This window comes from Paraburkholderia fungorum (genome assembly GCF_046027605.1).
In the GTDB taxonomy this organism is placed as follows: Bacteria; Pseudomonadota; Gammaproteobacteria; order Burkholderiales; family Burkholderiaceae; genus Paraburkholderia; species Paraburkholderia fungorum_F.
On sequence record NZ_JAQQEF010000010.1, the window covers coordinates 145,934 to 159,491 of the forward strand.

The window sequence follows — 13,558 nt, forward strand, 5'->3', positions numbered from 1 at the left end:
AGATAACGACAACACGCTAGATAACGACAACACGAGGGCTCTCTGCCATCACACTGCTGGACTCATCACTCAAATTTCCAGCGCATTTGCCGCTCGCTCAATAAGACCAGTAGCCGAAGCGTTGCGGGTAACCGTAGACGACGGGCGCAGGCGCATACGCGACGGGAGGCGGAGCGTAGACCGGAACCGTGCTATAGACGGCCGGTTGCGAAATACTGTTGCCCTTCGATGCCATGCATTGCGCGTAGGCGGCGTTGTATCTCGCCTGCATGGAGGCCGAGTTCGCTTGCACACCGTTTGCACCGACGGCACTGCCGAGCAGCAGGCCAGCACCCGCGCCGATTGCCGCGCCGATGCCTGCATTGCCGGCTGCGGCGCCGAACAGGGCGCCAGCGGCCGCGCCTCCCACAGTTCCGATTGCACTGCTGCCGACACCCTCCGGGATTCCGTCATGGGACGGTGCGCCGGCATTGTCCGAGCGGAACGCGTAGTCGCGGCATGCATAGTCTTCCTGCTGGAATACCGCTATCGGTTTGCCACTGGGCGGCAACGCCACGACTGACGGGCCAGTGGGGGGAACGACGGCGCAGCCGGTGAGTGCAATGGCAACGAGGCCAAGGGGCAAGGCTACGCGCGTGATTTTTACGAGGTTCATGATACGTATGTCTCCAATTCGATGGAGCCATCATGAACACGGATAGTTAACGCTGAATTAGTGCCGGGCCGGTTATCGGTGATCTAAGCGCATTAACGGCCGTTTGCGACTGTTCTTCCCGGCACAAGCGACGAAGTGCTGCCGCCACGCAATCCGGTCGCGCTCAGTCTCGCGCTGCCCCATGCGACTCTGGTGCGAGTCGAAAACAGCGCCCACGCGACGACGTATCAGTACCCTCAACAGTTGGCAGAGCGTAGAGAAACATTCATCGCGAAGGGCACTAACGGTTCACGACTCAGGGCGCGGGACTCACTTTCAGGATGACACTGTCATCCGTATCCGTGACGTATAGCGACTGGCCGAACCATGCGAGTTGAGCGATGTCGGGAAGCGTCCCTGGCAGCGGCCCGAGACTCAGACCGTATTGGTCGGGCGTGCCCGCCAGCGTGCTCACCACGCCGGCCGGCGAGATTTCGCGGATGGTGCCGTTGTTGAAGTCGTTGGCGTAGATATTGCCCGCTGGATCCATCACCAGCTCGGACAAACCATCGAAGGTCGCGGCATTGCCCGGGCCGTCGGAAGAACCGGCAATCGTAATCGAGCCCGCCATCGTGGTGAGCTGCCCGGTCGAGCCATTGATCGCGACCTTGTACAGCACGCCCGCATTGCCCTGGTTGTTCTCGTCCGCGATATACACGTTGTTTGCGCTGTCCACCGTCACGCCGGACGGATTGATCAGGCCGACCGGCGCACCCGTCGACGAGGTGAGCGTAATCGGAATGACGGCACCGGCGGCGGTGACCTCGGTCAGCACGCTGGCGCCCGTGCTCGCTTGCGTCGTGAAGAGATAGAGATTCGAGGCGCTGTCGGTGGCGAGGACTGTGCTGCCGTCTGTTTGCAGTGCCTGACCCGTGGCTGGAACGACGAGGGTCGTCACCTGGCCCGCCGGCGTGATCTTTCGCACCGTGACCGCGTTGCTGCCCTGGTCGGTCACATACAGGTTACCGGCGGGCGAGATGGCGATATTCGATGGGCCTGAGAACGAGGCACCCGCGCCCGTGCCATCGGCGGAACCGGGCGCGTTCGCCGTCCCGGCAAACGTCGACACGGTGCCCGCACTGATCTTGCGGATGGTGAAGTTCTCGGAATCGGCGACGTAGAGGTTGCCGCCCAGATCGGCGGCGACGCCCGTGGGCACATTGAACTGCGCCGAAGCAGCAGGGCCGTCCACTGCGCCGGCCGCGGCAGGGTTGCCGGCAAAAATGCTGATGCTCGAAGTTGGCGGCGGCGGTGGCGGGGGATTCGCTCCTCCGCCTCCACCTCCGCCTCCGCCACAGGCGGTCAGTACAACAGCGGTGAAGCCGGTGATCAGCAACGTGGTCGCATAGCGTACGCGTTGTCGAAAAGAGTTCGCGCGGGAAATGGACATGGGATGGCTATTCGGGTTCATGGTCGGAGCATCGCTTATTAAAATTTTTGAAATTGATGCCGCTCGCGGTGAGCGGGCAACTATTCCGTCGTGCGCAGTGGCGTCGGCGAGGAACCGCATCATGGAGGCGAAGAATGAGATGAAAATTATGAGCGCCGCCGGGAAGCCCCATCAGTGCGAATTCGCGCGCTCCTCAAGCAGACTCACCGGTTAACCCTCGGCTAATTCTTGCTCCTTATGATGCGCAGCAGTACTGGCCGATATGTGAATCGCCGGTCTCGGCCCTCCAGCCGTAACCCTCATCACGAATCCAATCATTGTTTTATGGAGTGTTTTATGAAATCCGCCAAAGTCCTGCTGGTCCTGGTCTGTATCGCCGCGGCTCAAGCCGCCAGCGCGCAGGAAAAGAAAGTGAGCCCGGTGAAAATGACCTGCGCCGACTACGTCGCGGTCGACGAGATGTATCGGCCGGCCCTGATTTACTGGGTTGCCGGTGTCGACAAGCTTGGGATCAAGGAAACGGACACGATCGTGGTCGATACGGCTCATCCGGTGAGCGAAACCGTGGCGCAAGCCTGCACGGAAGATCCGCAAGCTTCCTTTGTTTCGAAAGTCCGGTCGATGATCAAGTCGAAGAAGATTTCGCTCTTCTCTCACACGTAAGCCGCTGTGCGGTGCGTGGGTCGCTGGAACACCCGCGGACACGCCCGCGTCAGGTTTGGTACGGAAAGGCAAAGCGATCTCCGTGAGAGTGATAACGCCTTCGTATTTCATTTACCTTCAGGAGCCGACAATGCAAAGTCTTACCTGCGAGCTGAGCACGAAAGACGGGACCCACGAGACGAGCTGGATCTATCGCAGCGCCTCCCCCACCGAGCTGACCTACATCGAAACGAACACGGTCGTGGTAAGCCGGAGCAGCATCGCCGGAAAGATCACGAGAGAGCAATTTGACACGGCCATTTTCTATCTGGAAGCCCGCTTCAGCATCCTTCGTTCGATTGTTCTGGATGGGCAGTTTGTAGCGCGAATGGATGATTCGCCCACAGTCGCGACATGGTTGTCTTCCGACTCGTGTTCCGTTGATGCCGTATACGCGTCATTGCTCAATTCCGGGTTAGATACACGGACTGGTATCTATAGCGTTCACGTCGTCGCCGGCGACGACGCGCTCGACGTTTTCATGCGTAGCTCCCACGCGATCACGGATGCAACATCGCTGGTCGAGCTGCATTCATGCCTCGCCTACATTTGCGATTGCGTCGCGCGTGGCAACGCGCACCAGGCGCCCGTTGCGCTCAACATCTCCGATATGCAGGCAGTCAAGTTTCATTGGCCGACAGAGCGGCTGAAAGTGACCGGTTTCGAGTACGCATTAGGTTGGCACAAGAAGTTTCCGAACGTTTCAGTGTCGGTCTACGAGGGTAAGCTCATCGCCAATACCGTGTACGTAGAGGAGTTTTTCGAACCCGAAACCATCCCGGCAATCTGCGAAAGCGTTGCGAGAAAACTGCAATCCGCCTGCTAGAGATCAACTATGAACAATCATTGCGAAGCGATAGATCGACTGTACGTCGATGTTTTACTCGAGCAATTGAACACTCGCTCCAACAGGACCGTATTGCGCTATCGCCACACTGACATTACCGGCGACAACCTGCGCAGGGCGATCTTTCGCTACGCCCGCGCGCTGGAATCGCTGGGTATTGGCAGGGGTAGCGTCGTTGCATTGCTCGCTGCCAACTGTCCCGATGCACTCGCCATCCGCTACGCCGCGAACACGCTTGGTTCCACGACGATCTTCTTGCCGGCGTTGGGAAGCGCGGAGCGTCAGAAGGTGCTGATCGACCGGATCAGCCCCACGCTGCTGGTCGTATTCGCGGAAACCGCACACCTCGTTGCCAATGGATGTTCTGCGCGCGTCGTTTCAGTCGGAACTGGAGCGGACGCTTCGCGCATCGACAAGTTTGCGCAAGTGTGTTCCGACCAGCCGTTGCAGCCCCGTGCAATGCCTGACGATGTCGCGGTGCTGGTCTCGTCCGGCGGCACGACTGGCGTGCCGAAATGCAGCCGGCGGTCGTTCGCGGGCTATACGGCCATGGTCAAGCCCGGGAAGGCGGATGACAGGCGCCAGCTCATCAACGGCCCACTCGCGTACATTTCCCAGGTACTGGTCGACTCGACATTGACCAGCGGAGGCACGGTCGTGCTCGAAGACCATTACGATGCCGCCGGCACGCTGGCAGCGATCGAGTCCGAGCGAATCACGGACGTTCTTCTCATCGAGCCACAGCTATTCGAAACAATGGATCATCCAGACGCACGCTGGCGCGATCTATCTTCGTTGCGGTCGATCGCCCATGTCGGCGGTTCGGCACCGCCGACTCTGCGGCAACGTGCGATCGAGCGGTTCGGCCCTGTGCTCACGCATCTGTACGGCGCGAGCGAGGCGGGCATCGTGAGTGTCGTTGCGCCGCCCAGATACGCGGAAAACGCCACTCAGGCAACCAGCGCAGGGCGCATTGTGGATGGAGTGGAAGTCCGCGTTCGTCGGGCCGACGGATTGCTCGCCGGGAAAGGCGAGGTGGGAAGCATTGAGGTGCGTTCGCCCTTTGTGGCGCAGGGATACTACAACCAGCCGGATGAAGCGTCGCGAAAATTCCGCAATGGCTGCTGCATGACAGGCGACGTCGGTTTCGTCGACGAGAAAGGTTATCTGCATGTTTTAGGTCGCGCACCGGATGTCGTCATCGATCGAGACATGGCTATCGGTCCCACCACGATCGAGGAAATCTTGTGCCGCTTGCCGGACGTTCGCTATGCAACCGCATTTGCGTCGAACCACGCCTCTGCGGGACGGACCTGGATTGCGGTTGTCGAACCGTGGAAGGGAAGGCGAGTCAACCTCGCGCAATGCGAAGGTGCGCTGGAAGCGGCACTCGGTACGAGCGTCTCAAACCAGGTGCGCATTGTTCCGATGGATCGTGTGCCACAAACTGAGCAAGGCAAAGTGAACCGCGCGCGGATCGAGGCTGCGCTTCTCGCGGGCGGGGATGTTCCCGGGCCGGCGTCGAATCCCTCGGCGCGTTACGCCGATGTAATTTCCAGCTAAGTTTCGGCGGGCAATCTACGCACGGTATTCGATACTTCGACACTCACGCCTAACCCAAGAGAGACGATCATGAAGCTCAGCTGGACAACCTTACTTCTCACACTCACCGCGAGCGCACTGATTTCCGGATGCGCGTCGCCGGTTCAACGGGCCAACGCGAAAGACGATCTGCTTGCAGCAGCGGGCTTTCATATCGTTCCGGTGACGACCGACCAGCAGCGTTTGCAGCTGAATACGTTGCCACCGAATCGCGTGGTGCAGAAGGCGAAAGACGGGAAGCCGGTCTTTCTCTACGCCGACCCTTATGCATGTGGCTGCCTGTATATCGGCGATGAAACCGCGTGGGATAACTACAAGCGCGAACAGCTCCAGCAAAATTTCCTCGACCAGGAGCGCATGAACGCCGAGATGAATGAAAATGCGGCGTGGAACTGGGGCATGTGGGGTCCGGGCTGGTGGGCCTACTAATCGAGGATGCGGCCCAGCCATTTTCAGTCACCGATCGCTTTAGCGTCTTGCCCCTGGTTCGCTTGCCCGCGCATCAGCAGAAGCAGCGCGATAAGCACAAGAACGATCGTCAAACCGACGAAGAGCAGCGTCGCGCGTTGAACATCGGCGAGCTGCACGGCAATGCCAAGACCGATCACAGGCAGTGAGATCGCCACGTAAAGCACGACGAAAAAGCTGGACGTGACTTCCGCTCGCCGGTGCGCAGGCGCCGCGGCCGCGATCTCGCCCAACCCGGCGCGAAAGCTGATACCTTGCCCGATCCCAGCGAGGGCGGTGCCGAGCAGAAGCGCGCCGAGCGAGCGCTCCGGCACGCACAAGCCGACACACAGCAGTCCCACCACGAGTCCAATGCAGCCGGTCGCTTGCCGCCACCGCGCAGCAATGATCGTCTGTACGATCTGCCCGAGGGCGGAGCACGCGAACAGCAGGAACACAATCGAACCGGTCACGATGCCGCTGTGAAAGCCGAGCACGACACGAATCAGTTGAGGGGCGACCGCCGCAAAGAAGCCCACCACGACGAAACCGGCAAACCCTGCCAGTGCGGCAGGAATGAACGCATGGCGTACTTCGGCAGGCAGGGAAATTTTCTGGATGCCGAGCTTCACCCGCGCCGGAATCGCAGCGGTCTCCGGCACGCTCAGGACGACTAGTGCGGCGACGCCGACCAGCGCGAGATGCACCGCATACGGCAACTGCATCGGCCACGGAAATAGTTCGACGAGAATGCCGCTTAGCAAAGGACCGAAACCCAGCCCGAGCATATTGGACGCGGTAGCCGCGAGCATGGCTTTGCCGCGCCACGCGGGCGGCGCGAGTTCGATCACGGCGACGGTGGCGGTTCCTGTGAAAATGCCGGCCGAGATTCCCGACAGCAGGCGGCCTAGCATCAGAAGCGCCAGTCCGTCGCTGAGCAGGAACGTCAGCGCTGACGCAGCCGACGCGCAGAGTCCCGCCAGCAGCATGCGACGGCGGCCAAGCTGATCGGACCAGTTGCCGACCAGCAGCAATGCACTCAGCACCCCGATTGCATACGAGGCATAGATGACCGTGATGACCGTCGGTGTAAGACCGTACTGCAGTTGGTAGTACCGATAGACTGCCGTGGGTAGCGTGGTACCCATCATGTTGATCGCGAACGCCAGCGCGACAGCCAGAAATGCGATCGGGGATTGCGGTGCGGCACAAGCTGCTTTCATCAAACGTCCCAACGGTTGCTAGAAGAAGACTGCGCGCAGTTATCGGCAATTTCCCGCAGTTCTGCTGGCCGCCAGACCGTGGCGATCAGCTTCGCTCGCGCTTTTACGGCAGCGATGCCAGGCGATGGGCACATCACGCGGATGTAAGCAATCGATCCGCTTTTTCGCCGTGGTCGAACTCGCGGCGCGCCAACTCCATTTCGCTCATGTGGAGTTCGACCCAATCCCATATCCCGCAGATCTTGTCGAGCAGGCTACGCCCCAGCGGCGTCAGCTGATAGTCGACCCGCGGCGGGATCACCGGGTGCACGTAGCGCGTAACGAGGCCGTCACGCTCGAGCTGCCGCAGTGTCTTGGTGAGCATTTTCTGGCTCACGCCCTCCACTATTTCGCGCAGCCGTGAAAAACGCATCTCGCCATGCGTGCCGAGCGCATCGATGACGAGGATCGTCCACTTGTCCGCGATCTGTCCGATGATGTTCCGCGCCAGGTCGTCGGTTTTTTTTTGCGGGTTGTCGTGCGCGTAAGCGCCGTCGTAGCAATTAGTTTCCATGGGGAAAGTATGAAACCGTCAGGTGCCTTCTTGTGATCGCCGGATGCCACTGAAATAATCGGCTCGCCTGCCCGTCAGATGGGCACGTCGCCGTTAGTCAGATCGCATTCGACCCGGATGCGGTGCTTTACACAGTACTTCGATTAAAGAGCTTCACATGACTATTGAAACAATCGCAATTGACGGTTTAACGACCCCCGTCTCACGTATCGGCCTGGGCACCTGGGCAATCGGCGGATGGATGTGGGGGGGCACCGACGAGAAAGACTCGATCGCGGTGATCCGCCGCGCGCTTGATAGCGGTGTCAATCTGATCGACACAGCGCCGGTGTACGGCTTCGGCGCTTCGGAGGAGATCGTCGGCAAGGCGCTGGCCGATGGGTATCGGCACAAAGCAGTCATCGCGACCAAGGTCGCATTGGAATGGCGCGACGGCGCGGTATTCCGCAACTCGTCGCCGGAGCGCATTCGCCAGGAAGTAGAGGATCCGCTCCGGCGCTTGCGGACAGATTACATCGACCTGTATCAAGTCCATTGGCCCGATCCGCTGGTGCCGATCGAAGAGACCGCCGCGGTGCTCGACGATCTGCGCAAGGAAGGCAAGGTGCGGGCGCTGGGCGTCAGCAACTTCTCGCCGGCGCAAATGGATGCGTTCCGGCGCGTGGCGCCGCTGTCGGCCACGCAGCCGCCGTACAACCTGTTCGAACGCGATATCGACCGTGACGTGCTGCCGTACGCAAAACAGCATGGGCTTGTCGCGCTTGCCTATGGGGCGTTATGCCGCGGGCTGCTGGCGGGGCGCATCGGCGTCGAGACGCGCTTCGAGGGCGACGACCTGCGTCAGCGCGACCCGAAGTTTTGCGCGCCGCGTCGCGAGCAGTATGTCGCGGCTGTGACAGCGCTCGACGTGTTCGCGCGCGATAACTTCGACAAGTCGGTGCTCGCGCTGGCGGTGCGCTGGGTGCTCGACCGCGGCCCGACGATCGCGCTATGGGGCGCACGTCGGCCGTCACAACTGGACGGGATTGAAGATGTGTTCGGCTGGCGCCTCGACGAGAAGGCGTTCAGGCAGATCGACGCAATTGTCGCGCAGTTCGTCAAGGATCCCGTGGGGCCGGAATTCATGGCGCCCCCGGAACGCGTGCGTGAGAAAGCCTCGCAGAATTAAAACTCCCAAACATAGCGGGAAGAAATCCGGCAGACCAATGCCGGTCCGTCCTGGCCCGATGCCAGGACGGTTGCGGAGGAATTCGGGTACTTTGCCCGCACGCGTCGTCGTGTTCTCCTGGGGGCAGCAGCAAACGCCGGCTTCGAACAAGGCTTAAACAACAAGAAGCAACCCGAGGCGTTCGATTTGCTCCATGGCGGCCGTTCGCAGCAACGTCTGTCAGGCTTCGACGAATATGCCAGGTCCCTGCAGCTCGCACAACGCCATTCCTGCTTCGAAGTTCCGCTGGGAAAAGCTTCTCGGGTTTTTCTGAGCGGACCCGGTACGTCTCAGCATAAGCACATCAGCATCACGTCAGGCGCGCCGTCGCCAGCCCGTCATCTCATCCTTGAAAAACTATAAGTCATTGAAAGATAGAAATATTTTTTTGTCTTTCCAATGTGCGGGAACGGCGTCGCGGGGCGATTATTGACGCGATATCTTGATTGCCAGTCGTGTAGCGCCATGACTGTTGCTGAGCGGGTGAGCCGTGCCGCTTGCCGAGTCTTTCCGCAACCCCCCACCTGAATTGCACCCCTTTATTTTTTCAGCTGCCTCCGGATTTTTGACTATAAGGAAGTTGACGATGTCGAAATCAGATCTTTTCCATCCCTTCAAGCGGGCCAGCGTGACGATCGCGCTGGCCAGTCTGGGACTCGTGACGAGCATCGCGGCATTTGCCGCAGACCGCTTCGTGCCAGCGCCGCCTGAAGCAGGGACGAGCATCCCCCAGCAGCAGGTGAAGTTCGGGATGCGTCCATTTGCCGACAATACGTTCTACGTCATTGCGATGCAGAAGGGCTGGTTCAAGGATGTCGGCATCGGGATCGACCCCGCACCCGAAGGGCTGAAGGTCAACGACACCAATGCAACTGCGCTGCTGCTCAACGGGCAGGTGGATGTGATCAGCGAAAACTGCCCCAACATGCTGCCGACCTACAAATCGGCACGGACGCTCAAATGCGTCGGTTTCACGGACAACTTCCTCGGCAACGCGATCCTGGCCAACCCGCGCTTGCACCTCAAATCGTTTAAGGACTATATCGCGCAGGGCATGAGCTTTGATGCCGCGCTCCACGCCGCACTGGCTCCGCTCGAGGGCAAGACGCTAGTGGGCCCGCCGCAAGTGACCGACCGGCCGTTCGAAATCCTCGCCTCCAGCATGGCCAAGGTGAACTGGAACCTGCAGGTGCTCGATGATTCGAAATCGGTGGTACTCGCCCGTGCCGGTCGCGAAGACTTCGTCAACCCCGACGGAGCGCCGATCGTCTACTCGCTCGAACAGGCAGGCTGGACCGATGTTCTTGACGTGGGCGACATGAACAAGTACGCACCTGCCGGAGCTGGCTCGCCGGTCGAGCATCTGGTGACGGTTGTCGGAGTTGGCGCCAACGGAAACTTTGTCAATAGCCACCCAAACGCAATGCTGCGTTTCATGTCGGTGGTGTGGCGTACGCTCGACGCGGTCAAGAAGGATCCGTCGCTGTTCGCGCTGCAGGCGCCGTATCTGAACAGCGTGGCGGGCACCTCGTTGAATGCGAAGGACGTACAGAACGCGGTGGACCGGCTCGATCCGTTCTCGACGTATGACTATAACGCCACGTATTTCACTGACCAGAAAAACGTGTACTTCTACAAGAACGCGTGGTCAGCCATCATCGACGACATTGCCACCAGCGGGATCATCGGCAAGGGCTCGGTCACGCCGGAAGACATCGTCTGGGCCGCGCCAATCTGGCAGCAGATGAAGGATTATCAAACCAGAACCGATGCCCTTTTGAAGACGCTCGATGGCCAGAGTCTGACGGCCGACAAGGCCAATCTTCTCAAGCAGGCACACCAGTACTACACATGGTTCGACTTCCTGGATGCCTATCGTTTCGCAAGCGCCGCAAGCAGCAAGGCGTAAGGAGTATTGCGATGTTTCGTAGTACGGCATCAGAAGTGACAAGGGCAGGCAACCGGACGCGACTCCCGCGTCCGCGAGTCTCGAGTCCCGCGTTCTGGCGACGCTTCGACCCGCTGGCGCTTCTCGGGATCGTCCTCGTGGTCGTTGGCTGGCATATCGCCAGTTGCTTCGTGGCGGGGTCCCTTTTGCCCTCGCCGCTGAACGTCGCCAGACGCATCGTCGCAGACTTCTGGGTGGCGCGCGAGCTGACCTACTATGGGCTGGGTAACACCGGGCTTTTCGGCAGTCTGGTGTTTACCGGTGTCAATGTGCTCGTCGCCGTCTTCGCGGGCTCGCTGGTCGGCATCACGATAGGCTTGCTGGCGGCCCGCTCGAAATGGCTGGGGCCGCTGGTGCAGCCGGTGATGATGACCGTGGGCACCGTGCCGACGCTGGTCATCGCGCCATTCTTCCTGATCTGGTTCGGCGTGGGGCGGGGTAGCTCGATTCTGCTGGTCCTCGTGTATTGCGCCGTGATCCTCTATGTGTTTGCCCAGCGCGCCGCCGATAACCTGGACCGGGTATTCGAGGATTATGCGCGCACGCTCGGCGCGAGCCCACGGCGTGTGATTCGCGATGTGCTGATCCCCGGTACGGTGCCGCAGATTCTCGGTGGCATCCGCATCGCGCTGGCGGGCGCATGGGGTATTGAAGCGATCGTCGAACTGCTTGGCGCGCAACAAGGGATCGGCAAGATCGTTTCAGTACTCGCCCAGTCGATCGACATAGAAGGCATTTTTGCCGCGTTGGTGATGTTGGCGATTGTGGCGATCGCATGTGATGTATTGACCGCCTGGGTAATCGAGCGTCTGGCCCCGTGGAGCCCCGCTGCAGTTCGGCATAAGGAGTAGTGAAATGTCTTCGCTTATTGATGGCTCGACGATTACGGCCAGCAACGTGTCACAGCGCTTCAGGCGCGCCGACGGCCAACTGGTGAATGCGCTCGCTTCGGTCAGCTTCACCATCCCGGAGGGCCAGTTTGTATGCCTGGTGGGCCCGTCCGGCTGCGGCAAAAGCACGTTGCTGCAAGTCATGTCGGGCTTGCTCGCCGCCACCGACGGCACATTGGAGGTAGGCAATAAACGCGTGACCCAGCCGGCACCCGAGCGCGGCGTGGTGTTTCAGAAAGACAGCGTGTTTCCGTGGCTGCGCGTGATCGACAATGTGGAGTACGGCTTGAAATGCGCTGGTGTTGCCAAGGGGAAGCGCCGCGAGATCGCCGAACATTACCTCGAACGAGTGGGCTTGAGCCACGTCAGCCGCGCGTGGCCACGCGAACTGTCGGGCGGCATGCTCAAGCGGGTGGCGATTGCGACGGTCTTCGCCAACGGGGCGAATGTGCTCATGCTCGACGAACCATTCGGCGCCCTCGACTACGTGACGCGTCGGCAGTTGCAGGAGGTGCTGCTTACGTTGTGGGGTGAGACGACCGGAAGCGGCCATCGCCGCACGGTTATTTTCGTCACTCACGATGTCGATGAGGCATTGCTGCTGGCCGACCGCATACTGGTGTTGCGTGGCGGCCGGCTGGTGGACGATCTCGCGGTGGCCGCGCCGCGTCCGCGCAATACCGACAGCCTGTTGCGTGCCGATCTCGTGCAAGCCAAGCATACCTTGCTGAATCACCTCGGCCTCGAGCGGAGCCACGCATGAACCGTCAACTTTCGCGTGGCGGCCAACTGGTTGTCTCCGTACTCGTGCTGCTTGCCATGGCGGGCGGATGGCAGTTGCTGTCACTGATCTATACAGCCGAGGCCGCACCGGGTGAACCGTTGGTGCCCGGCTGGCAGGTGCTATTCACGCACACGTTCCAGTCGCTGTCCGATTACTGGCCCGGCGGCCTTGGGGTGCCATCGGTGGCCGAAGGCGCACCGCGCAGCTACACAGCCGCCGCGCTCGCAGTCCTGCTGCATTCCTGGGACACCATGCTGCGCCTCTATACCGGGTTCGTGTGCGGTGCGTTGGGTGGAGCGGCCCTTGGACTCGCGGTGTCGTGGTCGAACTGGTCGCGACGGCTGGTGAACTTGCCCCTGCAGTTCTTGCGCACCTTGCCGCTGCTCGCCATGGTGCCGCTGTTCGAATTGTGGTTCGGTACTAACTTCGCCGGCAAAATTCTCTTCGTCGCCTATGGAGTCGGTGTGATCTTCTTTGCCGGGGTCGTCAATGCGGTGAGCAATGTACCGCAGTTGTATATCGACTATGCACGCACGCTCGGCGCCTCCCGCTTCCGCCTGTACCGGACGGTGATCATTCCCGCGATCCTGCCCGAACTGCGTTCTTCTATCCTGCTCAGCCTGGGCACTGCCTGGGCGGCGGTGCTGGGGGCCGAGTATCTCGGCGCCCAGTCCGGCATTGGTTACGTCATCGAGTATGCGAGCCAATTCGGTTACGTGGATCGCATGTTCCTGATCGCGCTTGTGATCGTTGTCTACGCATCGATCAGCTATGCGCTGTTCAACTGGCTGGCGTCGAGGTTGCTCGTATGGACCCCGGGAGCGCAGCCACGCCGACGTGCCGCTTAACGCCATCGTTTTCAACCCCCAGCTACTTCAAGGTACGACATGATTGAACGCATCGATTCCGGCAAACGCTTGAGCAAGGTCGTGATCGCCAACGGATTTGCTTTCCTCTCGGGCTTTACCGCCAATGTAGTCACGCCGGGCGACGTCCAGGCACAGACCGCCGACGTGCTGGCGCAAATCGACGAATTGCTGGCCAAAGCCGGCACGTCAAAATCGAAAGTGGTTCGCATCAACATCTGGCTCGACGACATGCGCGATTTCGACGCCATGAACGAGATCTACGAAAGTTGGATCGATCCGCAATGTCCGCCGGCGCGTGCGACTGTGGAATCACGGCTGGCGATAGAAGGGACGCTCGTGGAGATCATGGCCACAGCGGTTGTCGACTGACATTCGCAGTGATCGCAACTGCGGGTTGCGGCA

Annotated in this window: 14 protein-coding genes; 10 read left to right on the forward strand and 4 right to left on the reverse strand. The window is 60.5% G+C overall.

Features of this window, described 5'->3' with window-relative positions; translation table 11 throughout:
• Positions 1-97: 97 nt before the first annotated feature.
• Together PQR53_RS18540 and PQR53_RS18545 are read right to left on the reverse strand one after the other, a co-directional pair.
• Positions 98-655: a glycine zipper family protein gene (locus PQR53_RS18540; protein ID WP_408456615.1), complete on the reverse strand. Its 558-nt coding sequence runs from the start codon at positions 653-655 to the stop codon at positions 98-100.
• A gap of 295 nt (positions 656-950) precedes the next feature.
• Entirely contained in the window at positions 951-2,084 is a 1,134-nt protein-coding gene (locus tag PQR53_RS18545; RefSeq protein WP_408456618.1) for an NHL repeat-containing protein, read from the reverse strand.
• 336 nt (positions 2,085-2,420) lie between these two features.
• On the opposite strand from PQR53_RS18545, the gene PQR53_RS18550 reads away from it, so the two are divergent.
• The 4 genes from PQR53_RS18550 (at position 2,421) to PQR53_RS18565 (ending at position 5,664) form a co-directional block, all read left to right on the forward strand.
• Positions 2,421-2,747, forward strand: coding sequence for an HdeA/HdeB family chaperone (locus PQR53_RS18550; protein ID WP_408456621.1), 327 nt, complete (start codon positions 2,421-2,423; stop codon positions 2,745-2,747).
• A gap of 130 nt (positions 2,748-2,877) precedes the next feature.
• The gene (locus PQR53_RS18555) at positions 2,878-3,612 is read left to right on the forward strand and encodes a hypothetical protein (protein ID WP_408456624.1); all 735 of its coding nucleotides are present in this window, start codon (positions 2,878-2,880) and stop codon (positions 3,610-3,612) included.
• A 9-nt stretch (positions 3,613-3,621) separates the two neighbouring features.
• Positions 3,622-5,196: an AMP-binding protein gene (locus PQR53_RS18560; RefSeq protein WP_408456626.1), complete on the forward strand. Its 1,575-nt coding sequence runs from the start codon at positions 3,622-3,624 to the stop codon at positions 5,194-5,196.
• Between the two features lie 69 nt (positions 5,197-5,265).
• The gene (locus tag PQR53_RS18565; RefSeq protein WP_408456629.1) at positions 5,266-5,664 is read left to right on the forward strand and encodes a hypothetical protein; all 399 of its coding nucleotides are present in this window, start codon (positions 5,266-5,268) and stop codon (positions 5,662-5,664) included.
• A 23-nt stretch (positions 5,665-5,687) separates the two neighbouring features.
• Here the strand turns inward: PQR53_RS18565 and PQR53_RS18570 are convergent, their stop codons facing one another.
• Together PQR53_RS18570 and PQR53_RS18575 are read right to left on the reverse strand one after the other, a co-directional pair.
• Entirely contained in the window at positions 5,688-6,905 is a 1,218-nt protein-coding gene (locus PQR53_RS18570; RefSeq protein ID WP_408456631.1) for an MFS transporter, read from the reverse strand.
• A 133-nt stretch (positions 6,906-7,038) separates the two neighbouring features.
• Complete coding sequence (locus tag PQR53_RS18575) at positions 7,039-7,458, reverse strand: winged helix-turn-helix transcriptional regulator (protein ID WP_408456634.1); 420 nt, start codon at positions 7,456-7,458, stop codon at positions 7,039-7,041.
• A 157-nt stretch (positions 7,459-7,615) separates the two neighbouring features.
• On the opposite strand from PQR53_RS18575, the gene PQR53_RS18580 reads away from it, so the two are divergent.
• The 6 genes from PQR53_RS18580 (at position 7,616) to PQR53_RS18605 (ending at position 13,525) form a co-directional block, all read left to right on the forward strand.
• Positions 7,616-8,626 (forward strand): aldo/keto reductase, encoded by a 1,011-nt coding sequence (locus PQR53_RS18580; protein WP_408456637.1) that lies wholly within the window; start codon positions 7,616-7,618, stop codon positions 8,624-8,626.
• A 529-nt stretch (positions 8,627-9,155) separates the two neighbouring features.
• Positions 9,156-10,574 carry a substrate-binding domain-containing protein gene (locus PQR53_RS18585; protein WP_408456640.1) on the forward strand — a complete coding sequence of 473 codons (1,419 nt, stop codon included), beginning with the start codon at positions 9,156-9,158 and terminating at the stop codon, positions 10,572-10,574.
• 11 nt (positions 10,575-10,585) lie between these two features.
• Positions 10,586-11,464, forward strand: a complete 879-nt coding sequence (locus PQR53_RS18590) for an ABC transporter permease (RefSeq protein WP_408456643.1) — start codon at positions 10,586-10,588, stop codon at positions 11,462-11,464.
• Between the two features lie 4 nt (positions 11,465-11,468).
• Positions 11,469-12,266, forward strand: a complete 798-nt coding sequence (locus tag PQR53_RS18595) for an ABC transporter ATP-binding protein (protein ID WP_408456645.1) — start codon at positions 11,469-11,471, stop codon at positions 12,264-12,266.
• Complete coding sequence (locus PQR53_RS18600) at positions 12,263-13,135, forward strand: ABC transporter permease (protein ID WP_408456648.1); 873 nt, start codon at positions 12,263-12,265, stop codon at positions 13,133-13,135. Before PQR53_RS18595 ends, PQR53_RS18600 begins: the two co-directional genes overlap by 4 nt.
• A 39-nt stretch (positions 13,136-13,174) precedes the next feature.
• Positions 13,175-13,525: a RidA family protein gene (locus PQR53_RS18605; protein WP_408456651.1), complete on the forward strand. Its 351-nt coding sequence runs from the start codon at positions 13,175-13,177 to the stop codon at positions 13,523-13,525.
• Positions 13,526-13,558 lie beyond the last annotated feature (33 nt).

What these genes read in the sequence shown, in the direction of transcription:
- PQR53_RS18550 (WP_408456621.1), top strand. Translation starts at nt 2,421, where the DNA reads ATGAAATCCGCCAAAGTCCTGCTGGTCCTGGTCTGTATCGCCGCGGCT.
- PQR53_RS18570 (WP_408456631.1), bottom strand. Translation starts at nt 6,905, where the DNA reads ATGAAAGCAGCTTGTGCCGCACCGCAATCCCCGATCGCATTTCTGGCT.
- PQR53_RS18565 (WP_408456629.1), top strand. Translation starts at nt 5,266, where the DNA reads ATGAAGCTCAGCTGGACAACCTTACTTCTCACACTCACCGCGAGCGCA.
- PQR53_RS18560 (WP_408456626.1), top strand. Translation starts at nt 3,622, where the DNA reads ATGAACAATCATTGCGAAGCGATAGATCGACTGTACGTCGATGTTTTA.
- PQR53_RS18540 (WP_408456615.1), bottom strand. Translation starts at nt 655, where the DNA reads ATGAACCTCGTAAAAATCACGCGCGTAGCCTTGCCCCTTGGCCTCGTT.
- PQR53_RS18590 (WP_408456643.1), top strand. Translation starts at nt 10,586, where the DNA reads ATGTTTCGTAGTACGGCATCAGAAGTGACAAGGGCAGGCAACCGGACG.
- PQR53_RS18580 (WP_408456637.1), top strand. Translation starts at nt 7,616, where the DNA reads ATGACTATTGAAACAATCGCAATTGACGGTTTAACGACCCCCGTCTCA.
- PQR53_RS18595 (WP_408456645.1), top strand. Translation starts at nt 11,469, where the DNA reads ATGTCTTCGCTTATTGATGGCTCGACGATTACGGCCAGCAACGTGTCA.
- PQR53_RS18605 (WP_408456651.1), top strand. Translation starts at nt 13,175, where the DNA reads ATGATTGAACGCATCGATTCCGGCAAACGCTTGAGCAAGGTCGTGATC.
- PQR53_RS18555 (WP_408456624.1), top strand. Translation starts at nt 2,878, where the DNA reads ATGCAAAGTCTTACCTGCGAGCTGAGCACGAAAGACGGGACCCACGAG.
- PQR53_RS18545 (WP_408456618.1), bottom strand. Translation starts at nt 2,084, where the DNA reads ATGTCCATTTCCCGCGCGAACTCTTTTCGACAACGCGTACGCTATGCG.
- PQR53_RS18600 (WP_408456648.1), top strand. Translation starts at nt 12,263, where the DNA reads ATGAACCGTCAACTTTCGCGTGGCGGCCAACTGGTTGTCTCCGTACTC.
- PQR53_RS18575 (WP_408456634.1), bottom strand. Translation starts at nt 7,458, where the DNA reads ATGGAAACTAATTGCTACGACGGCGCTTACGCGCACGACAACCCGCAA.